A 22,277-nucleotide genomic window follows, 5' to 3' on the forward strand; every position below is an offset into this window, starting at 1 on the left:
TGGAGAGCACCTTCTCCGTTTAGGCGGCCTTCATTTCGAATTGCATTGGACTGATATTTCCTAAATATGAATGTCGGCGTTTCGGATTGTAGAACCTGTTAATATATCCAAACAAGGCTTTTTCGGCCTGTTCTCGTGTTTGCAATTTCATTCTCCAGATTAATTCAGCTTTCAAAGATTTGAAGAATGTCTCAACAGCGGCATTATCATAACAATTACCTTTGCCTGACATAGAAGCCTTGAAGCCATGTTTTCTGAGCAATTTCTGATAGTCGTGCGAGCAATATTGACTTCCACGATCTGAATGGAAGATCACGCCTTCAGGCGGTTGACGTAAAGCGATCGCCCGTTGTAGGGCATCAATCACCAGTTTGCGTTTTAAGCGTTTACTTGTCGCCCAACCAATGACACGGCGGGAATAAAGATCAATCACAACGGCCAAGTACAGCCAGCCCTCTGCTGTCTTGATATAACTGATATCCCCAGCCCATTTTTGGTTTGGCCCTGAGGTCGTGAAGTCACCATCCAACAGGTTTGGAGCGACATTGAAATTATGATCACTATCCGTCGTCTTCTTGAAGGTATGCGTACGTATCACTCTGATATTATTGTCTTTCATCAAACGGGCGACACGTTTTTCACTGACTGTAAAGCCAAGGTCACGCAACTCATCCGTCATGCGTTCACGCCCATAGGATTGGTAATTTTCTTTATGAATAGTGCGAATATTGGTCAACAAAGTCAGGTCTTTGCGTTGTCGTTCAGACATGGGACGTTTACGCCAATCGTAATAACCACTGGGGCTGACATTGAAGGCTTTACAAAGCAAATTCAGCGGATGTTCGACTTTCTTTTTATCAATGAATTTAAACCTCATCGCTTTTGGCTCGCAAAGAATTCCGTTGCCTTTTTTAGAATTTGCCGTTCCGTCCGCTTCGCGAGCCCTCTCCTCCTTGAGAATACGGTTCTCCTTGCGAAGGCGGGCAAGCCCTTGTGAAGGTCGTCGTGTGGGCCTGACATTAAATCATCATGCTTATGCTGGGCGACCCATTTATTTAAAGTGGGGGAGTTCGGTGGACCGGGGAGTTCGGCGGAGTTCGGGGGATCGGAGTTCGGGGGACACAGTTCGGGGGACAGTTACCGATTTAGTTCGGTTAGTTCGGGGGACAGTTACCGATCTTTTGGTTTTGGTCCGGGCTTTTTAGGCAACAAAGGGCGTCCAAGTTGTTTCTCTAGTTTTGTTCCAACGCTTCCGCAGCTTCCAGCCATTCCATTTCGGCTTCTTCCAATTGGGTGTTGATCTCGCCGAGTTGGATTTGCAGGGCTTGCAGCTTATCGCTCGGCCCTTCGTAAATCTTGGGGTCAGCGAGTTTAGCTTCCAGTTTTTCTTTTTCCTGCGTGTACTTTTCAACACGCTTTTCTGCCTCTTTGGCTTTTTTGCGCAAAGGGGCTTGGGCGGCGCGTTGGGCGGCACGATCTTGACGGCTGGCCTTTTTTTGATTGGCCGCGCTGTTTTGATCTGTATTCGCGTTGTTTTTCTTGTCGCCGCGACGCGCTTCGATCAATTGGCGTTTATATTCCGCCAAATCCCCATCAAAATCTTTACAGTCACCTTTTTCGACAATCCACAGGCGATCACAGGTCAATTCCAGCAGGTGCGGGTCGTGAGAAACAATCACAACCGCCCCGTCATAGGTATTGATGGCTTGCACAAGGGCTTCGCGGGAATCTACATCCAAATGGTTGGTCGGTTCGTCCAAAAACATAATGTGCGGGGCTTCAAAGCTCATCAGGGCAAACAGCAAGCGCGCTTTTTCGCCACCGGACAGTTTTTCAATTTTACTATCCGCTCTGTTGCCTTCAAACCCGAAACGGCCGAGTTGTGCACGGACTTTGGATTCCACTGCATCCGGCATCAAGGCAGCCATATGGTCAAACGGTGTTTTTTGTACGTTTAGCTCATCTGTTTGGTGCTGGGCGAAATAACCAACTTTTAACTTACTGGATTTGCGCAAGCTCCCTTCCATTGGCGCAAGGCGGTTGGCCAGCAGTTTAACCAATGTGGATTTACCATTACCGTTGGCCCCTAAAAGGGCGATACGGTCATCCATATCAATGCGTAAAGACAGTTTCTTCAGGATCGGTTTATTTTCTTCATACCCGACATCGACCTCTTCCATCGCGATTAAGGGCGAAGACAGCGGTTCTGGGTCCGGGAAATCAAAGGTATAGGTCTTTTCTTCCAGTACCGATGCAATTGGTTCCATCTTTTCCAGCATTTTCACGCGGCTTTGCGCCTGCTTGGCCTTGCTGGCCTTGGCACGGAAACGATCAACGAAGCTTTGCAAGTGTTTGCGCTGAGCCATCTGCTTGGATTGCGCCTTGACTTGCAGGGCGAGCTTTTCCCGGCGCGTTTTTTCAAACGTATCGTAATTGCCGCCATAACGCGTGAGCTTGCAATGTTCCAGATGAATAATCTCGTCCACCACAGTATTTAGCAAAGCACGTTCGTGGCTGATCACCAAAATAGTGCCGGGATATCTTTTTAAATAATCTTCCAACCACATGACGGCTTCAAGGTCCAAGTGGTTGGTCGGTTCATCCAGCAGTAACAAATCTGGTTGGGCAAACAAGGCGGCAGCCAAGGCGACACGCATTTGCCAACCACCGGAAAAATCACTACAGGGGCGTAACTGGGCGTCATGGTCAAACCCCAGACCATTCAGGATCGTGGCCGCGCGTGCCGGGGCGCTATGGGCATCAATATCGGCAAGACGGGCATGGATTTCACCGATACGGTGCGGGTCTGTGCAGGTGTCGGCCTCTGCCAACAGGCTTTCGCGTTCCCCATCAGCCTTTAACACGGTGTCGAGCAATGAATCACTCCCGGTTGGTGCTTCCTGTGCGACTCGTCCCACGCGGGCGCGTTTTTGTACGCTCAGGCTTCCATCATCCGGTGAAAGCTCTTCTAGAATAAGTTTAAACAAAGTGGATTTGCCCGTGCCGTTCTTGCCGACAAGGCCTACCTTGTGACCTGCCGGAACGACAACAGTTGCCTGTTCAAACAGGATGCGCCCGCCAATGCGGTATGTCAGATCATTTATATGTAACATAGCGGCGCTTTTAGCACATTTTTTGAGCATTTCATCATGAAAGATGAAAAACATAATTGTGCAGTTGCAAATTGCGTTTTGACACTGTATAAGGCGCCCACTTTGTCGCTGGGTATCCGTCCCGGTGACTTCACAGAGATTTTACAGACAAAGGGGTTTCCCTATTATGGCTATCGAACGTACACTGTCCATCATCAAACCGGACGCAACTCGCCGCAACCTGACGGGTCAAATCGTCGCTCGTTTTGAAGAAAAAGGCCTGCGCGTCGTTGCTTCCAAGCGCATCCAACTGACTCAAAAACAAGCTGAAGGCTTCTACGCTGTGCATAAAGAGCGTTCTTTCTTCGGTGAACTGGTTGAATACATGATCTCCGAACCGGTTGTTGTACAGGTTCTGGAAGGCGAAAACGCCATCCTCGCTAACCGCGAAATCATGGGTGCAACAAACCCCGCGAACGCAGAAGAAGGCACAATCCGTAAAGATTTCGCCATCGACGTTCAAGAAAACTCCGTACATGGCTCTGATGCTCCGGAAACGGCTAAAGAAGAAATCGCATACTTCTTCTCTGCATGTGAGATCGTCGGCTAATCTGATATCCTCAGATCGCAAACGAATAAAAAGCGGTGCTTCCTTTATGGGAAGCACCGCTTTTTTGTTTGGGTCAGTCATATAATTTTGAGACAGACCTCAATGTCACAAAGTTAAGACATTATTTTTTAAATTTTTTCGAAAATTCAACACGTCACTTACATTGACTTTCTTCAATATTAGTGATATTTCATTTACATTAGCAATGGAGATTTTATGTCCTAATTAGGAAGGGAACCACACGTGTTCCCTCTGCAAAAAAACACTTCTAGGTCTTATTTCCCTACTTTTTTAAAGTAGGAAACGTTTTTTTGCGCTTTCATTCTTACTTTTTCTGGCTCAGGTATCCCCTGCCACATAATGAAAGATATTCCTATGAAAAAGGACTATTCTCAATTCCTGCCGTCTACTCAGCAAAAAGATACTCCAAAATATGAACGAAACCCATTAAACACGCTTGGTTGGCAACCCTTTTTTCTGCAACAGGTTACACTAGAAACCTTACAAAAAAATACTCCCGCTCGTATTATCGAAGTACATCGTGGTCATCTTCATATTCAAGGCGAACACATTGATCAACTGATCCCCTTTGTCCCCAATGTTACCATTGGTGACTGGATATTGTATGATGAAGAAGCCCAACAAATCCGTCAGGTTTTAGATCGCAAAAGCCTCCTTCAAAGACGGGCTCCCGGCACAGACAGGCAACAACAATTGATTGCCGCCAACATCGAGACCGCGTTTATCGTAACCTCTTGTAATCACGACTTTAACATTGCCAGACTTGAACGCTATATCGCACTTGCTTTTGAGGCTGAAATCACGCCTGTCATTGTACTGACGAAAACAGATCTTTGCGAAAACCCTGCCCTTTACATTGAAAAAGCGGCGGAAATTTCTAAAAAAGTTTTTGTTGTACCTCTCAATGCTTGCGGACATGAACCAAAGGAACGGCTTGCTGATTGGTGTAAAACCGGACAAACCGTTGCCTTCTTGGGATCTTCCGGTGTGGGAAAATCTACCTTGGTGAACGCACTTCAAGGCAAGATCACAGTCGAAACACAAAACATCCGGGAAAATGATAGCGAGTTCGGGGGACAGTTACCGAATTATTGGAAGTAATTCGGTAACTGTCCCCCGAACTTTTAGGTGATGATCTGGCCGGAACATCTCGGATGTTGGTTTGTATTTTTTATCAAAATACTCCAACATTTCCCGGCAAACATTGTCGTTCGCACTATAGGTAAGTTTCAAGTTTTTTCCCGTCCACCACGCTGGTTTCGGCTGACTTGTATCATGTGCTTTAAGATGAACAGGAATCAAACCCGCAAACATAAAAACAAATAAAGAGATGATTAATTTCATTTTTTCACTTCCCCCCCCTTAAGCCTTTTTCTCCCAGCCGCCGTTGTCGGTTTGTTGCCAGTAGGTCAAGGCATGTTCGGCCTCTTTATAGGTCTTCCACTGCGCGCGCGCATTTTGGACGGCTTGATCGCTGCGTCCGTCAAAGACGACAAAGCAACGTTCAAAGCTGGGTAAATCGGTCCGATCCGCCCCGTCACACAAGAAAAGAAAAGTCGCCTCGTTCGGGTTTTCCGCATCCGGGGTAATCCAGATTGGCTGTTGGCCTGCATGTCCGTCTTTTGCGGTCCCGTGCGGCAACCAGCTGTCTGGTTGGTAGGTCCAAAGATCGTTGGCCAAGGCTTCTGCCCGTTCGCTGGAGCCGACTTGCACGACGGCGCGTTTTCCCACCTGCAGGGTTTTTTCCAGCAGTTTGGGCAAAGCCTGTTCCAAAGAGAACTTTGTCAGGTGGTAAAACGCAATATCCGTCACGAGCCTTCAGACCTTATCCTTCAAAATATTTTGCAACCAGCTTATCCAGCAAGCGCACCCCATAACCTGTGCCACCGCGCGGCACGGTCGGACGGTCTTTCGTAGACCAGGCCATACCGGCAATATCGATATGCGCCCATGTGGTGTCCTTGACAAAACGTTGCAGGAATTTTGCCGCCGTGATCGATCCACCGAAACGTCCGCCGACATTTTTCATATCGGCGATTTGAGAATTGATCAACTCGTCATAGGCGCTATCCATCGGGAAAGGCCAGACTTTTTCCCCGGTTTCATCACCGGCTTTTCTCAGTTTTTCTGCCAGATCGTCATCATTGGCAAACACACCTGCACGTTCTTGGCCCAGCGACACCAAAATCGCCCCGGTCAAGGTTGCCAGATTGATGATGGTCTTCGGTTCAAATTCCTGCTGGGTATAGGTCAAGGCATCCGCCAGCACAAGGCGGCCTTCTGCATCCGTGTTGATAACCTCAATCGTTTGACCATCCATAGAGGTCACCACATCACCGGGACGTTGTGCGTTGCCATCGGGCATATTTTCCACGAGACCGATCACCCCGACCACATTGACGTTGGCTTTGCGCCCTGCCAAGGCTTTCATGGCACCGGTGACAGCACCTGCACCGCCCATGTCCCATTTCATATCTTCCATACCGGCAGCGGGTTTAATGCTGATCCCGCCAGTATCAAACGTCACGCCCTTACCCACCAAGGCAAGTTGTACAGATTTGGCTTTGCGTCCACCATTTTGCAGCCCGTTCCAGCGCATGGTGACCAAACGGGATTCGCGGCGACTGCCTTGACCGACACCCAACAGGGCATTCATGCCAAGCTTGGCCATTTCCGCTTCGCCCAGCACATTGACCTCGACGCCCAATTCTACCAATTCGCGGCAGATATCGGCAAAACTATCCGGGTATAAAACATTGGCCGGTTCCGATACCAGATCACGGGTCAGGAAAATTCCTTCGGCAATTTTTTCAAGTTCTTCAAAAGCATTACGCGCGCGCCCGCCACTTGGTGTCATGATCTTCAAGGCGCGGATTGACGGTTTTTTATCGTCTTCTTCCTTGGTGCGGTATTTATCGAAACGATAAGATCGCAGCAACGCCCCATAAGCGATATGGGCCGCATGTTCCCAAACGCGGGCGTCGGCCTCTTCAACCGCATCAAAGGCAATGCTGACGGTGCGCGGTTGTTGTGCGCCCAACACACGGTAAATCGTTCCACCCAATTTTTCAGATTCCAGCAAATCCAGTGCCTTGGGTTTGCCTGCACCGATCAAAAGAATGCGTTCCAGCTTTGTCCCGCCAGGGGCCAAAACAGAAACCACTTCGCCCAATTTTCCTTTGAATTTTGCAATTTTCGCTGCACGGGAAAGCGCACCATCGATCTGTTTATCAATCGCTGTGGCACTTTCCGACAGATCCCCGCCATCAAAGCCAATAACCACAAGAACACCCGTCTCCGGCAAGCCCGGTTTCGTGAACGAAATTTTCATAAAATCCTCACTTCATTGCATTTGTTTTGCACAGGTTAGCCGGAAGTTTGCCCAAGGAAAACCATAAAAAATATAAGTTTATATATTTTTAAAAAAGAAATACGGAAAAATAGAGTGAAATGAAACCTATTTAAACCGTAAAGGGACACGTTTTCGCCCCCATGCTCCGCCTGGCCCCTCAAAGCGCCCTGCACATTTTGTCCCACACGACAGGCAATGCCCATCGTGATCCAATCGCCATTCAGACAATTCATACCAATCACGCTTGATCAAAACCTCGCCACAGTTATGGCAATAGGTCGTGTCGCCTTCTTCATGGTGAACATTGCCCGTATAGGCATATCGCACCCCATTGGCAAGAGCAATGTCACGCGCACGTATCAGGCTTTGGGCCGGGGTACGCGGCTTATTCTGCATTTTCCAGTCCGGGTGAAAGGCGCTGAAATGCATGGGCACTTCCACCCCCAGTTCACGCACTACCCACTTGGTCATGTCATCAATTTCATCTGCACCGTCATTTTCACCGGGGATCAAAAGATCGGTGATTTCAAACCAGACATTCGTTTGATGTTTCAGATAGACCAAGGTTTCCAGAACATCATCCAAATGGGCACTGCATAATCTATGATAAAAATCTTCGCGAAACGATTTTAAATCCACATTTGCCGCATCCATATGGGTGAAGAATTCCTTGCGGGCCTCTGCATGAATATAACCAGCAGTCACCGCCACCGTCTTGATACCCTGTGCGCGGCACGCCTTTGCCACATCGACAGCATATTCTAAAAAAATCACCGGGTCATTATAGGTAAATGCCACCGATTTGCATTTGGCCTGCACACAGGCGCGTGCAATCATTTCCGGTGTTGCCTCTGCCTGTAACTTGTCAAATTCACGCGATTTGGAAATATCCCAATTCTGACAAAACTTGCACGTCAGATTACACCCCGCCGTTCCAAATGATAAAACAGGTGTGCCGGGATAAAAATGATTGAGAGGCTTTTTTTCAATCGGGTCAATGCAAAAGCCACTGGATCGGCCATAGGTGGTCAAGACCATCTGCCCATCTTCGTTCGCGCGCACGAAACACAGACCACGTTGCCCCGACTTTATTTTACAATCGCGCGGGCACAAATCGCATTGAATGCGACCATCTTCAAGTTGATGCCAATATCGTCCATAATGAACCATCTATGCAGTATATAACGAGACCGTCTGCTTAGAAAATCATTTCGTCTTCGTCGCCACCGGTGGAAATGACGATTTCGCCGGAATCTGCCAATTGTTTGGCAATAACGACGACTTCGGCTTGGGCCTCATCCACATCGCGCAGACGCACAGGTCCCATTGCTTCCATGTCTTCACGCATCATTTTACCAGCCCGTTCCGACATATTTTCAAAGAACAAGTCTTTAACGGACTCCGCCCCACCCTTCAAGGCCAAGGCCAGCTTGTCTTTTTCAACCGTACGCAACAAAACCTGAATACCAGCTTTATCAACACGAACCAAATCATCAAACGTAAACATCAAAGCCTTGATACGTTCTGCTGATTCACGATTACGTTCTTCCAAAGAAGTAATGAAGCGATTTTCCGTATTACGGTCCAAATTGTTAAAGATATCTGCCATCAATTCGTGCGTATCACGGCGTTGCGTGCGTGCAAGGTTGGTCATGAATTCTGAGCGCAAGGTCTTTTCAACGCTGTCGAGAACTTCTTTTTGGACCGCCTCCATACGCAGCAAACGCATGATGACTTCCATCGCATAGTTTTCGGGCAAAAGCGATAAAACACGGGCCGCATGATCTGGTCTGATCTTTGACAAAACAACGGCAATCGTCTGCGGATATTCGTTTTTAAAATAATTGGCAAGAACAGCTTCATGAACGTTATCCAGCTTGTCCCACATGGTCCGACCGGCCGGACCACGAATTTCTTCCATAATCCCGGCAACACGATCTTTGGGCAAAGCTTTACGTAACAAACGTTCCGTACTATCAAATGTCCCGACCAATGAGCCGGCAGAAGAAAGCTGATCAGCAAATTCGACGAACAAACGTTCTATGACAGTGGAACTTACAGAACCTAAGCCCGCCATGATTTGAGAGAGTTCACGAATTTCTTCGTTATCCATCATCTCAAATAATTTACCCGAATGGTCTTCTCCCAGAGAAAGCATGAAAATCGCTGCTTTTTCTTGTCCAGTCAGGCTACGATAATCATCTTTAACTCTTGCCATTATATTTCAATCAAAGATTTTTAGGTTTCAATACTATGTTCTAAAACCCATTTCTAAAAACAATGTATTTCAATTATATATACTCCCTATTTCAATAAAATCCTATAAGTTTTCCCTCTTGATAAAACCTCGCCCAAAACGAGATAAGGACATATGATGATAAACTAAGTTAGACAGACGAAAACGATAAGGTCCACCTCTGCAAACCTCTTGTTCAATAAAAGGCTATGCCTAGTTTTTATGCAGAGCCATTCGAATTCGTCCATATTTTGTGCGGTGCAGCATGTCCCGTTTTGGACCTAAGCATGCTTAGACAAGCCGTTTCTCTACATTTTTCACATTTGGCACGGTTCGTGAATATCAGAGTTTGATTTTTGGCAACGGCGCCAAAAAAACATTCTAAATGAATAACAGCAACGTCGCTGGCGCTCTTCCCAGACTTTGGGAAGATGTTGTCATGCGGCGTTTTTTGTTGAAAGAGCGCGTTGTCTTCACATGCCTTTTTAATCATTTCCCTCTTCATTGGCGAGAAGCAGCAAACCTCTTTTTGACAAACTGATTTCAATTATTATTAGAGGATCTCAACCATGTCTTATATCGCACCTGCCGAGTTTGCGACCAAAATGGTCGATGCAGGCGAATCAAAGATTTTTATGTCAACGAAAGACACGCTGATTCGTGCCTATATGGCCGGCGCCATTCTTGCGCTCGCTGCCGCTTTTGCAGTCACCGTCGCCGTAAACACCGGGCAATTTCTCATTGGGGCTTTGCTTTTCCCGGTTGGCTTTTGTACGCTTTACCTGCTTGGCTTTGACCTTTTGACAGGTGTTTTCACCTTATGCCCGCTTGCCCTGCTTGATAAACGCCCTGGAGTGACCGTTGGCGGTATCTTGCGCAACTGGGGCCTCGTATTTATCGGTAATTTCGGCGGAGCCTTCACCGTTGCTGTTTTTATGGCCATTATCTTCACCACGGGTTTTAGCGAAGCCCCAAATGCCATTGGTCAGAAAATCGGCATCATCGGCGAGGCCCGCACCGTTGGCTATGCCGAACACGGTTTTGCCGGAATGCTCACCCTGTTCGTGCGTGCTGTAATGTGTAACTGGATGGTTTCCACAGGCGTTGTTGCGGCAATGATGTCCACCTCTGTCTCCGGTAAAGTCATCGCGATGTGGATGCCGATTTTGGTGTTCTTTTATCTTGGTTTCGAACATTCCATCGTCAACATGTTCCTGTTTCCGTCCGGTTTATTGTTAGGTGGTAATTTCACCATCATGGACTATTTGATCTGGAACGAAATTCCGACCGTCATTGGCAACCTTGTCGGCGGCGTGACCTTTGTTGGCGGTATGATTTACGCCACGCACTATAAAACGTCTCCAAAACGCAACGCTGGTGTCACACCTTCTGCGAAAGCCCCAGCTGAATAGTCCCTTGTCCTGAAGCCCGGCTCATCTGTCGGGCTTCGCCTTTTAAAAGGTGTGCCATGCCCAAAGGAACATCCGTCAAACAATCCTTATCCGTCAGTATCGGACAATATTCCACAGCGGGTCGCAAACCGACCAATCAGGATTTTCATGGCGCCCTCATTCCTGAAGGTCAGGAACTTGCCCTCAAGGGCATTACGTTAGCACTTGCCGATGGCATCAGCAGCAGTCCAATTTCTGCCGAAGCAAGTGAAACCATAATCAAGGCATTAATGTCGGACTATTATTGCACATCCGATGCATGGACGGTCAAGACCTCTGCCTCCCGCGTTATTTTGGCAACAAATTCATGGCTTTATTCCCAAAATAGAAACGCCCGCATTCATGACATGAACCGTGGACGCGCCTGTACTCTGGCCAGCCTCATTTTAAAAGGACACCACGCCCATGTTTTTCATGTCGGAGACAGTCGGGTCTGGCGCATAAGTCATAATTCCCTTGAACCTCTCACAGAAGATCATCGCATTGAAGTTTCTGAAACCGAAAGCTATCTAGGACGCTCTATTGGTTCCGGGGCACAGGTGGAAATTGACTACAGTGAACATCGTTTAAATGTTGGTGATATTTTTTTACTCAGTAGCGATGGTGTTCATGAATTTTGGCAACCTCAAGATGTTATTGAAACCATCCGCACATGTTCATCCTTACAGGATGCCGCCCAAAACATAGTCGAAGATTCTTTGAAAAAAGGCAGTGATGACAATCTCACTCTTCAAATTGTGCGGGTCGAGCACTTACCAGAAGAACATGACGGCGCAGGCTTGCTGGATGATACCCTAAACTTGCCACTGATCCCCCTCCCCAAAGCGGGTGATGTCATCGACGGTTTCGAGATCATTCGCCCTATTGTGTCATCTGCACGCAGCCATATTTTTCTAGCCCATGGCGAACACAAAACACCTGTCGTTTTAAAATTCCCCTCTGTCGATTTACAGGAAAGTCCGGATTACTTACGACGCTTTGTGATGGAGGAATGGATCTCAAGGCGTATTCAAAATCCACATGTTTTAGGTGCTGCACCCGCGCCGCAAACACGCAGTGCACTTTACACCATTACCCCTTTCATTGAAGGTCAAACTCTGCGCCAATGGATGAATGATAATCCCCACCCCCCTTTGCAATCTGTCCGCAATATTATCGGTCAGATTATTCAAGGATTAAGGGCGTTTCATCGTCGGGAAATGCTTCATCAGGATTTGCGTCCTGAAAACATTATGATCGATCATCAAGGAACCGTAAAAATCATTGATTTTGGCTCCACACGCGTTGCCGGTGTGCAAGAAGTGTCGCCGTTGTATATCGATCACGATATCTTAGGCACTGTGCAATATAGCGCCCCGGAATATTTCCTTGGTTATGGGGGGACACAAAATTCAGACTTATATTCCCTAGGCGTTATCACCTATGAGATGTTGACCGGGCACCTCCCTTATGGCGTAAAAACCGCCCACGTTAGAAATCGCAAAGACCTGCATAAACTCCGTTTCAGGTCAACGTTGGCGTCACAATCTCCCTTACCCGATTGGGTCGAGGCCACGTTGAATAAAGCCGTTCATCCCGACATAAATAGACGTTACCAATCTTTTTCCGAATTCCTCAGTGATTTGGAAAAACCAAGCGCCGATTTCAAAAGGCGTACTGCCATGCCCTTAATGGAAAGAAACCCTGTTCTTTTTTGGCAAAGTCTAACTCTTTTCTTCGCTCTGTGCTGTTTTCTCTTGTTGATATCTAAATTCTGACACAGCCAACATGAAAAAAAATCAGAGCTCTTTATCCCTTGCATCATAAGGAGAAATTTGATGTCACGCGCACTCGTTACCGAAAAAATAGTAGCAGCCAAACTCGCCAAAAACCTGACTTGGGCAAGTGTAGCCGAAGAAATTGGTCAATCCAAAGAATGGGTAACATGCGGCCTACTAGGCCAAATGGCAATGAATGAACAGGAAGCAGCCATCGCAGCACGTCTTTTCGACCTCAGTAATGAAGAAGCAAAATGGCTGACGGTTCCGCCTTATCGCGGGGCATTGGGACAAGAAGTCCCCACAGACGCGCTGCTTTATCGTTTTTACGAACTTATTCAGGTTTACGGCCCAGCCATGAAAGCCTTAATTGAAGAACAATTTGGTGACGGCATTATGTCGGCGATTGATTTTTCAATGGATATATCAAAAGAAGAAAATCCCGCAGGCGATCGTGTCGTCGTCACCTTGAATGGTAAATTTCTGCCATATAAACGTTATTAAATCGATTGGCACAAGCTTGCTTGATCAATCTCACAAGCTTGTGCCAAATATTTTCATTCAAAATTCTCTTATTTTTAAAGTTCTTATATTGAATTTAACAGAGAAAAAAGACATGCTGATCAAGATCAACAAACTTGTTTTTACACTTAGATACAAAGTGATATGATAAAAAAATTGTCATCTATACTTTTGCACTGGTGAAATACTCCTTACTTTATAGTAGAAAATACAATCAACTAAATGCAAACAATCAGAAAAATAAAAAACTTAAAATTATAATGAGAAACACTATATCGCGTTAAAAGGGTAAGCGCATAAAGTTGTTCAAGGCTGATAAATGATAAAAAAACTGCTTGTTATTGATGACGAACCCGACATTTGCCAATTTATTTGCGATGTGGCAGACGATATGGGCTTTTCGACAGCAAAAACATATAATTCGCTCGAATTTCCGTTGCTTTATTCCACTGACCTGGATTGTATCATTATGGACCTATCCATGCCCGATATGGATGGTATTGAGCTCATACGTTTTCTCGGTGACAATCAATGCAACGCAGACATAATCGTCGTCAGCGGTATGGATGAAAGCATTATTTCAACCGCAAACAGATTGGCCCGCGACCACGGCCTCAATGTTCTGGGGTCCCTCAGCAAACCCATTAAAATCACATCACTGGAAAATATCCTTTCACGCGTTTCATTACGTTCAATTGAAAAAAAAGCAATCTCATCTGCTGAAAACAACAAACAGGATCAATCGTTTCCGACTGTTGAAGAAATGCGCATGGCAATCCAAAACAAACAGATAAAACCTTTCTTCCAACCGCAAATTTCAACACATGATGATACACTGATCGCCTGCGAAGCCTTGGCCCGGTGGCATCACCCTGAAAAAGGCATTATCCCACCTTATCAATTCATCAATTTTGCTGAAGATAATCACCTGATCAACGATCTTACATTCTGTATGTTTGAACAGGTTTTAGAAGCACTGGCAGAATGGCAAAACAGTGGGATAAACATCGGCTGTTCCATCAATTTTTCCGCCCATTCCCTTTCCAATCTAGATTTACCCGACCTTCTGTTTGCCCAAGCACTTAAATACGGTATTTCGACTAGCTTCCTGACGATTGAAATAACAGAAAATGCTGTTCTGGAAGAAGGCAAAACATATCTTGATGTCCTCACCCGACTACGTATGAAAGGCTTTAAGCTTTCCATCGATGATTTTGGAACGGGTTATTCATCAATGAAGCATTTGCGCGACATTCCTTTTAACGAAGTCAAAATTGACCGTTCCTTCGTTATGAATGTGATGACAGAAGAAAGCGCCAAATCCATCGTGCAATCAACCACCGATTTGGCACATACTTTATCCATGTCGATCGTTTCCGAAGGTGTTGAAGACCTTGAAACCCTTAACTTTTTGAAAGAATTGGGAAGTGACCTGATCCAGGGATATTATTTTTCACCCCCACTTGCCCGCGATGACTTTCAGAATTGGGCACATCAATGGCAGAAAAATAAACAAAAATAGAACCGATATGAGGAGACACAATGTCATCGAAACTAACCTCAGGACTTCAAAAACAATATCTTCTCGTTCTTGCTGTTATCGGTTCTTTGGCTATTTTGGGCGCAGTCCTTCTCGAAGTGGTGGTCGTCAGTCAAGGCAAAGGGGCTGAAATCATCAACATTGCCGGGCGCCAGCGCATGTTGTCACAACGCATTGATCTTTATAGCAACCGCCTGTCACAGACAACCAGCCCTATCGAAAAGCAAGAAATCAAACAGAAACTTAACCAAGCTGTAAATCTGTTCAAAAGTTCGCATGACTACTTGCGACAAAATACAATATTAATCAACGCACCTGCTGAACTATCTGCTCTTTATAACCGTGCACCCCACCACATTGATCAGCATGTTTTACGACTGTTCAGCAGTATAGATCGCATGATGGCGCAATCAGAACATAATACGTCCATAGATCCAAGTCTCATCAGCCAAATTTCACTTTTATGCGAAACCCTGCTTCCAAAACTCGACCAGGTTGTTAGCATCCATCAAATCGACCAAGAAGAAAAAACAGCTAAACTGCGAACTTATCAATGGTTAAACTTGGTCATCTTGCTCAGTATTCTTATTTTATCTGCGATCTTCATCTTCCAGCGCATGCTCAATAAGCTACAAAGCCAAGTCGACAATATTGCCGAAGCTGAGGAACGATTTCGTTCGATTACTCATTCAGCAGAGATATCTGTTGTGGTCGCATCGGGTGAACATGGGTTAATCGAAGCGTGGAACCCAGCAGCTGAACGAACATTTGGGTACACCAGCGAAGAAGCCATCGGCCAACCCGTCTCGATATTAATGCCGGAACGTTATCGTGATAGGCATGATGAAAGCCTACACCATGCCTATCTTAATAAAGACCATACATTGATTGGTCATACGATCGAATTGGAAGCTTTGCATAAAGATGGGCACGAATTTCCAATTGAACTTTCGCTAGGTAGTTGGCAATCCAAAGGGCAAAAATATTTCAGCGCAATCATTCACAACATCACAGCACGTAAAAAAAACGAGCAAGAAAGAGAAAATCTTCGTCAACAGCTTATTACCGCAATCGAGTCTATGACCGAAGGGTTCGCCCTTTTCGATAAGGAAGATCGGTTGGTCATTTACAATTCTGTTTTTTGCGATTTTTACAAAAACCATGTCGACTCCATTCATGTTGGTCAAACCTTAGAAAACATCCTGCGTTCTGGCTTGAAAAACGGCAGTTTCCCAGAAGCTGTCGGACATGAAGAAGAATGGTTAGCAAAACGTATGAAGCAACATGTCAACCCAAGCGGACAGGTTGAACAACAGTTGCAAGATGGCAGGTGGCTGTCCATTAGTGAACACAAAACAAAAGATGGCGGGGTTGTCGGTGTACGCACAGACATCACCCAACGCCGCATGAGAGAGTCAGAATTACGCAAGTTAAAAATGGCAATTGAACAAAGCCGCAGTATCATACTGATTAGTGACGCAAATGGCGTTATTGAATATGCCAATCCCTATTTCACACAAATCACAGGCTATAGAAACGACGAAATCATTGGGCAAAGACCTAATTTCTTTACCCAAAGCCAGGAAAACAAACTCAAAGACGGCGACATCTGGAAAACAATTCTCAGCGGCAACGTCTGGCAGGGGCGAATTGAAAACTATAGAAAAGATGGAACCCTCTTTATCGAAGAAACCGTCATCACCCCTATTCGAGACGATAAAGGAAAGATCACGCATTTTCTGGCAATCCAAGACGACATCACGGAACAATTGCGTTTGGAAGATGTCATTAAAAAACAGCAAAAGTTAGAAGCCGTAGGACAGCTTGCTGGTGGATTAGCACATGATTTCAACAATTTGCTTGCCATTATCAGCGGCAATCTGGAACTATTGATTCGTTTGGTTGGTGATGATGAAAAAATACGTAAAAAAGTTGAAACGGCCCTGAAGGCCTCTAATCGCGGGGCTAAACTGACGAAGCAATTGCTGGGCTTTACCCGTCAATCGCCGACCTCAATTCAAACAGTAAATGTCAACAACATCATTACTGAAATTTCCCCCTTGCTGGAACATTCCCTTTCCAAATCAATCAAATTAAAACTTCTGTTATCAGACAATATTCATCTCGTTGATATCGACCCCGGCGATTTTGAAGACTGTCTGGTTAATCTGGCGGTTAATGCAAAGCACGCGATCTCCCATGATGGTGAATTATTGATTGAAACCACCAATATTGACAGCATTTTTGAACAGGAAAACCCACAAGATCGTTATGTTCAAATTACCGTGTCCGACAATGGGTACGGCATTCCAGCTGATATTCAAGATAAAATTTTTGAACCCTTCTTCAGCACAAAAGAAAAAGGACAGGGCACAGGACTTGGCCTTGCCATGGTCTTCGGATTTGTCCGTCGCTCAAGCGGCTATATCCGGGTTTATTCTGAAGAAGGTGTTGGCACATCCTTCAAAATCTTTCTCCCGCGCTCCATCAAAGATAAACAAGATGTCCCCTGCAGCCCAGATCAACTCAAAGAATTACCAGGTGGTAACGAACATATCCTCATCGTTGACGACGAAAAAGAACTGCTGGAACTTGCGAAAACCAACCTCGAACATGCAGGCTACCGTGTCACGGCAACAACCTCTGCCGACAATGCCATCAGCATCTTACAAAAACACCGCGACATAGACCTTCTTTTTTCAGATGTCATTATGCCCGGCAAAATTAACGGCTTCGATCTTGCTATTACGGCACAACAGGTCAGTCCCCGCACAAAAATACAACTGACATCCGGTTATACAGCACAAGCCGGTCAGGATTTAATAGAAGGCAACATTTTTGCAAAACAGTTGTATCAAAACCTTTTGTCCAAACCTTATAGTCAAGCGGCCCTGTTACAAACCGTGCGCCGTGTGCTTGATGCTGAAAGTCTGATAGAATGGACTGCATATTTAGACACAGGCATTCCCATGATTGATGACGACCACAAAATGCTGGTTGCTCTCCTCAACCGTCTTCATCAAGCTTGTCTATATAAAGAGGATGAAAAGATCTTCCATTCCATTCTAAAAGAACTGGCCCATTACACCGAATATCATTTCCAACGCGAAGAAAGCCTTATGGAGGAGATCGGTTATCCTCATCTTAAAAACCACAAGCAAGTACACAAACTTTTAGCCAATTTCGTTATATCTGAACTCAAGAAGGTGCCAGACAATTACAACAGAAAAAACAATGATGATCTTTTACATTTTCTCAAAAACTGGCTCATCGACCATATTATGGGCATGGATCAGGATATTGGTTCTTTTGTGTCTCAATCTGCCGCACAACCATCCACGGATGAGGAACATGGAAATGAAAAGTGATTTCCTATAGTATGAGAGCAAAGAGACAGTAAATAAAGGAAAGCCCAATGGAAACGGTTCGCGCTGCGGCCGTCGCTGGCACTTTTTACCCCGACGACCCAATCATTTTACGCAAAACAATCGAAGATTTTTTAACCACTGCCCAGGCTATTCAAGAAAACAACGGTACATATCCAGAACCGCCCAAAGCCTTGATTGTACCCCATGCCGGGTATGTTTACAGCGGTCCTGTCGCCGCCAGTGCTTATTATCGTTTATTGGCCCAAAGACATACAATCACACGGGTCGTGCTTCTTGGCCCGTGTCATCGTGTCCCTGTCGGTGGATTGGCCTTATCCAGTGCCACATATTTCGAGACCCCTTTCGGCCGAGTAAAACTGGATCAGGATTTGCGGGAAAAAGTCGAAAAAATGCCACAGATTTTTACCTTTGACCCAACTCATCAAGATGAACATAGCCTTGAAGTTCACCTCCCCTTCCTACAAGCCATTCTTGCTGACTTTACCTTGCTGCCCCTCGTCGTCGGGCAGGCTTCCCCGACAGAAGTCGCAGATGTTTTAGATGCTGTCTGGGGCGGACCGGAAACACTGATTATCATCAGTACCGATCTTTCGCATTACCTTGATTACAACGCCTGCCAAAGCTTGGATAATCGAACCGTACAAGCGATTGAAAAATTTGATATATCCCATATCAACAACAATCAGGCTTGTGGACGCATCCCCTTAAAAGGTTTATTGGAAATTGCCAAAATACGTCATATGGACATTATCACATTGGATGTGCGTAATTCCGGCGATACAGCAGGGTCAAAGGACCGGGTGGTCGGCTATGGCGCCTGGATGTTAAGTGGCGGGCATCAAATAAATGATTACGACGCATTCTCTTTTCGAACCAAAGCTGTTTTAAACCGACACGGGACCACATTATTACAACTTGCCGCAGCTTCCATCAAACGGGGGCTCTCCCATCACGAACCGGTAAAACTCGATCTTCAAAGTTTTCCCACCAGCTTGAAAGAACCCGGTGCAAGTTTCGTTACACTGGAAAAGGACGGCGGAAACTTACGCGGCTGCATCGGTTCTTTGCAAGCCCATGCCCCGTTGGCCAAAGACATTGCAGATAATGCCTATAAGGCGGCCTTTCAGGATCCACGGTTTCACCCGCTGAATGCAGATGAATTAAATGATTTAAGCCTTCATATTTCTATTCTATCCCCAGCGTTCCCGATGGAGATCAAAGATGAAGCTGACCTTCTGGAACAATTGCGCCCCAATATTGATGGTTTGATCATACAGGACGGCACAAGGCGTGCTTTGTTCTTACCCTCCGTTTGGGAAAAATTACCGGATAAGAAACAGTTTTTAACACACCTAAAACGAAAAGCCGGATTATCGGATAATCATTGGTCAGATAATTTCACAGCCTCGCGCTTTGTTACCGAAAGTATCCATTCTGAATCATTGGACGTGCCGGAAAATTTATGGCAAGACAACATCAAATAAAAAAACACCCTATTTTGGAGTTATTCCTGTGAGTTTCACACTAAATCAAGCCGCAATTGACGAATTACTCCACATTGCGCGTGTCGCAGGCGATGCGACGATGGAAATTTATCATAGTGATTTTGAGATTTATTCGAAAAAAGATGAATCTCCTGTCACAGAGGCTGATCGCAAAGCCGAGGCCATCATCACCCCGGTGTTACAAAAATTGGCCCCCGATATTCCTGTTGTTGCCGAAGAAGCCTTCAGTGCAGGAAGTTCCCCTGATGTGGAAGGTCAAATGTTCTGGCTGGTCGATCCGGTTGATGGCACCAAGCAATTCATCAAAAAACAAGATGAATTCACCGTCAACATTGCCTTGATCGATCAAAACCGTCGCCCTATTTTCGGTGTCGTTCACGCGCCTGCTTTAGACCGTATGTTTTGGGGGTCTCTGGAATATGGTGCCTTTGTGCGTAACCCTGATGGCGAGGTAAAACCGGTTTCTGTTCGCCACGCCCCAAAAGAAGGCATCGTTGCTGTCGTCAGCCGATCCCACAAGACACCTGAGGTCGATGAGTTTTTGAAAGATTATACGGTTGCGCAGGAAGTTTCGTCCGGTTCCTCCATCAAATTTTGTCAGGTGGCAGAAGGGACTGCCGATATTTATCCGCGTTTCGGCCCAACAATGGAATGGGACACCGGCGCAGGGCATGCCGTTGTTCTAGGGGCTGGCGGATCGGTCATCACCCCGGAAGGAAACGAATTTCTTTATGGAAAACCTGGTTTCAAAAACGGTTTTTTCATTGCCAAAGGCAAAGAATAATGACCGTCTATAGGCATTATTTTTTAAAGTTCAAGTCTTGTTGAAAAACTAAAAAAACGGCAGTATACAAGCCATACAGAGCATGTTCTTTGTAGTGACCCGATACTTACAGGGCCATGATTTAGCCGCCGTATTTCCTGTACGGTGACTGCAGCGAAGGTCGCAACTGCAGGCGGTTTTTCGCAAAAATGCAGATATGAGAATTTAGGGCCGGTGGCAATTGCCTGACCGGCCCTTTTCCGTTTCTCACCTTCAAATATGCGTGCCACTTGCCTCAGGTCAATTTTTAATCAGGAAACATAGGGTAAGACATCCCAAAGCTTATCTCGCAAAATTGAGGCCCCCCCGATGACGTCACACAAAAAGGGTCCTGTTGCACCGTTATCTCCGGTTCTTTTGGCCGGAATTGCTGCACGACCCCTGCCGCATAAATTGCTGCAACCTGCCTTTAACGCAGCGATCAAACAGATGCACCGCCAGCACCCGGATGTATTTGACCGCCTGAAATCGGTCAATTCCCCACGATTTTTAATCGACCCGGTAGATCTGCCTTTTTCCTTTGTTATGGATACATTGGCAGAAGACCCCGCCCTTGAAATCGTTGATAGCGACACGGATGAACGCGAACTTTACACCCAAGCCGCCATTCGCGGCCCACTTTTGTTATTGATCGAATTGTTGGAAGGCCGCATTGACGGGGATGCACTTTTCTTCTCACGCGACCTTATCGTTGAAGGTGATACCGAAGCTGTCCTTGCCTTGCGCAACGCGGTTGATGGTGCCGATATTGATGTTCATAACGATCTGCTCGCCTTTTTCGGCCCCTTGGCAAAACCTGCTGATTTGGCCGCCCAAGCCGCTGGCAATATTTTTAAACGTTTCACCCGCGATCTGGAAACATTGAGCCGTGCAACACTCGCCCCTTTACAACGCAAATGCGATGCGCAGGCTGCCACAATCGAAGAACTTGAAACAACTGTAAACGCCCTGAAAAAACAGGTGCGCCGTCGCTCTGGAAAAACAGCATGAAGACCGAAAAACTTGAACTCGTCTGCCCGGCAGGCACACCCGCTGCCCTGCGCGCCGCCGTTGATGCAGGTGCGGACACCGTCTATTGCGGTTTTCGCGATGCCACCAATGCCCGAAACTTTCCGGGGTTGAACTTTTCACGCGAAGAACTTGGCGAAGGCATTGAATATGCCCGCTCCCATGGTTCCAAAGTTCTTGTGGCCCTGAACACCTACCCCGAAGCAGGCAATCCAGAGCCATGGCACAAGGCGGTGGAAGATGCTGCTGACCTCGGTGCCCATGCCCTGATCATGGCCGATCTTGGCTTATTGGCCTATGCCGCAGAAAAACGCCCAGATACCCGCCGCCACTTATCCGTTCAGGCTTCGGCCTCCAACCCGGATGCGATCAATTATTATAAAAACACATTTGATGTAAAACGTGTTGTTCTGCCCCGCGTGCTAACCGTGCCGGAAATTGCGGCCCTCAACCGTGAAATCAATGTGGAGACCGAAGTTTTCGTCTTTGGTGGCTTGTGCGTTATGGCGGAAGGTCGTTGTTCGCTGTCGTCTTACGCAACCGGACAATCCCCGAACATGAACGGCGTTTGTTCACCCGCCAGCCATGTGCGTTATGAGGACAAGGGAAACAAAATGGTCTCCAAACTGGGGGACTTCACCATCAACAGTTTTAAAGAGTCTGAAGCCGCTGGATATCCGACCTTGTGCAAAGGGCGCTTCGTCACACAAGACAAGGCTTCTTACCTGTTTGAAGACCCAACCAGCTTAAACGCGGCACAGTATCTGCCCGAATTGATGGAAGCAGGCGTCACAGCCCTGAAGATCGAAGGTCGCCAACGCGGCAAAGCCTATATTGCACAAGTGGTCGCAGCTTTCCGCAAAGCCGCAGATGCCGCCGCCAACGGCGAAGCCGTTCCGGCATTAGGACTGGAACGCATCACCGAAGGACAACGCGAAACCACCGGCGCTTATAACAAGAGATGGCAATAA

17 protein-coding genes and 1 pseudogene are annotated in these 22,277 nt (G+C 46.5%); 11 read left to right on the top strand and 7 right to left on the bottom strand.

Annotated features, from left to right (window positions below; translation table 11 throughout):
* Positions 1-19: 19 nt before the first annotated feature.
* Both ACI0FF_RS13595 and ACI0FF_RS13600 read right to left on the bottom strand, forming a co-directional pair.
* A pseudogene (locus tag ACI0FF_RS13595) lies at positions 20-1,062 on the bottom strand (IS3 family transposase); the annotation flags it as partial.
* A gap of 170 nt (positions 1,063-1,232) precedes the next feature.
* Positions 1,233-3,113, bottom strand: coding sequence for an ABC-F family ATP-binding cassette domain-containing protein (locus ACI0FF_RS13600; protein ID WP_419797345.1), 1,881 nt, complete (start codon positions 3,111-3,113; stop codon positions 1,233-1,235).
* Positions 3,114-3,279: 166 nt separating this feature from the next.
* Here ACI0FF_RS13600 and ndk point away from each other — a divergent pair, with 166 nt between their 5' ends.
* Positions 3,280-3,702: a nucleoside-diphosphate kinase gene (gene ndk / locus ACI0FF_RS13605; protein WP_419797346.1), complete on the top strand. Its 423-nt coding sequence runs from the start codon at positions 3,280-3,282 to the stop codon at positions 3,700-3,702.
* Positions 3,703-4,077: 375 nt separating this feature from the next.
* On the top strand, positions 4,078-4,824 hold the full coding sequence (gene rsgA / locus ACI0FF_RS13610) for a GTPase RsgA (protein ID WP_419797347.1): 747 nt from the start codon (positions 4,078-4,080) through the stop codon (positions 4,822-4,824).
* On the opposite strand, the gene ACI0FF_RS13615 is transcribed toward rsgA, so the two are convergent.
* The 5 genes from ACI0FF_RS13615 to fliG form a co-directional block, all read right to left on the bottom strand.
* Complete coding sequence (locus ACI0FF_RS13615; protein ID WP_419797348.1) at positions 4,804-5,067, bottom strand: hypothetical protein; 264 nt, start codon at positions 5,065-5,067, stop codon at positions 4,804-4,806. The two genes, rsgA and ACI0FF_RS13615, sit on opposite strands and share 21 nt — an antisense overlap.
* 18 nt (positions 5,068-5,085) lie before the next feature.
* A complete protein-coding gene (locus ACI0FF_RS13620; RefSeq protein ID WP_419797349.1) occupies positions 5,086-5,535 on the bottom strand; it encodes a DNA polymerase III subunit chi in 450 nt (149 codons plus the stop codon).
* A gap of 13 nt (positions 5,536-5,548) precedes the next feature.
* Positions 5,549-7,054: a leucyl aminopeptidase gene (locus ACI0FF_RS13625; RefSeq protein ID WP_419797350.1), complete on the bottom strand. Its 1,506-nt coding sequence runs from the start codon at positions 7,052-7,054 to the stop codon at positions 5,549-5,551.
* A gap of 126 nt (positions 7,055-7,180) precedes the next feature.
* Entirely contained in the window at positions 7,181-8,245 is a 1,065-nt protein-coding gene (gene amrS, locus ACI0FF_RS13630; protein ID WP_419797351.1) for an AmmeMemoRadiSam system radical SAM enzyme, read from the bottom strand.
* A gap of 28 nt (positions 8,246-8,273) precedes the next feature.
* Positions 8,274-9,293 (bottom strand): flagellar motor switch protein FliG, encoded by a 1,020-nt coding sequence (fliG, locus tag ACI0FF_RS13635; RefSeq protein ID WP_419797352.1) that lies wholly within the window; start codon positions 9,291-9,293, stop codon positions 8,274-8,276.
* A gap of 587 nt (positions 9,294-9,880) precedes the next feature.
* Here fliG and ACI0FF_RS13640 point away from each other — a divergent pair.
* The 9 genes from ACI0FF_RS13640 (at position 9,881) to ubiU (ending at position 22,277) form a co-directional block, all read left to right on the top strand.
* Positions 9,881-10,723, top strand: coding sequence for a formate/nitrite transporter family protein (locus ACI0FF_RS13640; RefSeq protein ID WP_419797353.1), 843 nt, complete (start codon positions 9,881-9,883; stop codon positions 10,721-10,723).
* A gap of 56 nt (positions 10,724-10,779) precedes the next feature.
* The gene (locus ACI0FF_RS13645; protein WP_419797354.1) at positions 10,780-12,519 is read left to right on the top strand and encodes a protein kinase domain-containing protein; all 1,740 of its coding nucleotides are present in this window, start codon (positions 10,780-10,782) and stop codon (positions 12,517-12,519) included.
* Between the two features lie 60 nt (positions 12,520-12,579).
* Complete coding sequence (gene cynS, locus ACI0FF_RS13650) at positions 12,580-13,023, top strand: cyanase (RefSeq protein WP_419797355.1); 444 nt, start codon at positions 12,580-12,582, stop codon at positions 13,021-13,023.
* 337 nt (positions 13,024-13,360) lie between these two features.
* The gene (locus tag ACI0FF_RS13655) at positions 13,361-14,563 is read left to right on the top strand and encodes an EAL domain-containing protein (protein ID WP_419797356.1); all 1,203 of its coding nucleotides are present in this window, start codon (positions 13,361-13,363) and stop codon (positions 14,561-14,563) included.
* A 20-nt stretch (positions 14,564-14,583) separates the two neighbouring features.
* Positions 14,584-17,949 carry a bacteriohemerythrin gene (locus tag ACI0FF_RS13660; protein ID WP_419797357.1) on the top strand — a complete coding sequence of 1,122 codons (3,366 nt, stop codon included), beginning with the start codon at positions 14,584-14,586 and terminating at the stop codon, positions 17,947-17,949.
* A 47-nt stretch (positions 17,950-17,996) separates the two neighbouring features.
* Entirely contained in the window at positions 17,997-19,454 is a 1,458-nt protein-coding gene (gene amrB, locus ACI0FF_RS13665; RefSeq protein ID WP_419797358.1) for an AmmeMemoRadiSam system protein B, read from the top strand.
* Positions 19,455-19,482: 28 nt separating this feature from the next.
* Positions 19,483-20,259 carry a 3'(2'),5'-bisphosphate nucleotidase CysQ gene (gene cysQ, locus ACI0FF_RS13670; RefSeq protein WP_419797359.1) on the top strand — a complete coding sequence of 259 codons (777 nt, stop codon included), beginning with the start codon at positions 19,483-19,485 and terminating at the stop codon, positions 20,257-20,259.
* 348 nt (positions 20,260-20,607) lie between these two features.
* Positions 20,608-21,288, top strand: coding sequence for a ubiquinone anaerobic biosynthesis accessory factor UbiT (gene ubiT / locus ACI0FF_RS13675; protein WP_417821831.1), 681 nt, complete (start codon positions 20,608-20,610; stop codon positions 21,286-21,288).
* Positions 21,285-22,277, top strand: coding sequence for a ubiquinone anaerobic biosynthesis protein UbiU (gene ubiU, locus ACI0FF_RS13680; RefSeq protein WP_417821830.1), 993 nt, complete (start codon positions 21,285-21,287; stop codon positions 22,275-22,277). The genes ubiT and ubiU overlap by 4 nt, the downstream gene beginning before the upstream one ends.

Source organism: Terasakiella sp. 4MB5A, assembly GCF_050058155.1.
In the GTDB taxonomy this organism is placed as follows: domain Bacteria; phylum Pseudomonadota; class Alphaproteobacteria; order Rhodospirillales; family Terasakiellaceae; genus Terasakiella; species Terasakiella halodenitrificans.

What these genes read in the sequence shown, in the direction of transcription:
- rsgA (WP_419797347.1), top strand. Translation starts at nt 4,078, where the DNA reads ATGAAAAAGGACTATTCTCAATTCCTGCCGTCTACTCAGCAAAAAGAT.
- amrS (WP_419797351.1), bottom strand. Translation starts at nt 8,245, where the DNA reads ATGGTTCATTATGGACGATATTGGCATCAACTTGAAGATGGTCGCATT.
- ACI0FF_RS13640 (WP_419797353.1), top strand. Translation starts at nt 9,881, where the DNA reads ATGTCTTATATCGCACCTGCCGAGTTTGCGACCAAAATGGTCGATGCA.
- ACI0FF_RS13600 (WP_419797345.1), bottom strand. Translation starts at nt 3,113, where the DNA reads ATGTTACATATAAATGATCTGACATACCGCATTGGCGGGCGCATCCTG.
- ubiT (WP_417821831.1), top strand. Translation starts at nt 20,608, where the DNA reads ATGACGTCACACAAAAAGGGTCCTGTTGCACCGTTATCTCCGGTTCTT.
- ACI0FF_RS13660 (WP_419797357.1), top strand. Translation starts at nt 14,584, where the DNA reads ATGTCATCGAAACTAACCTCAGGACTTCAAAAACAATATCTTCTCGTT.
- ACI0FF_RS13625 (WP_419797350.1), bottom strand. Translation starts at nt 7,054, where the DNA reads ATGAAAATTTCGTTCACGAAACCGGGCTTGCCGGAGACGGGTGTTCTT.
- fliG (WP_419797352.1), bottom strand. Translation starts at nt 9,293, where the DNA reads ATGGCAAGAGTTAAAGATGATTATCGTAGCCTGACTGGACAAGAAAAA.
- ndk (WP_419797346.1), top strand. Translation starts at nt 3,280, where the DNA reads ATGGCTATCGAACGTACACTGTCCATCATCAAACCGGACGCAACTCGC.
- ACI0FF_RS13655 (WP_419797356.1), top strand. Translation starts at nt 13,361, where the DNA reads ATGATAAAAAAACTGCTTGTTATTGATGACGAACCCGACATTTGCCAA.
- ACI0FF_RS13645 (WP_419797354.1), top strand. Translation starts at nt 10,780, where the DNA reads ATGCCCAAAGGAACATCCGTCAAACAATCCTTATCCGTCAGTATCGGA.
- ACI0FF_RS13615 (WP_419797348.1), bottom strand. Translation starts at nt 5,067, where the DNA reads ATGAAATTAATCATCTCTTTATTTGTTTTTATGTTTGCGGGTTTGATT.
- ubiU (WP_417821830.1), top strand. Translation starts at nt 21,285, where the DNA reads ATGAAGACCGAAAAACTTGAACTCGTCTGCCCGGCAGGCACACCCGCT.
- cynS (WP_419797355.1), top strand. Translation starts at nt 12,580, where the DNA reads ATGTCACGCGCACTCGTTACCGAAAAAATAGTAGCAGCCAAACTCGCC.
- amrB (WP_419797358.1), top strand. Translation starts at nt 17,997, where the DNA reads ATGGAAACGGTTCGCGCTGCGGCCGTCGCTGGCACTTTTTACCCCGAC.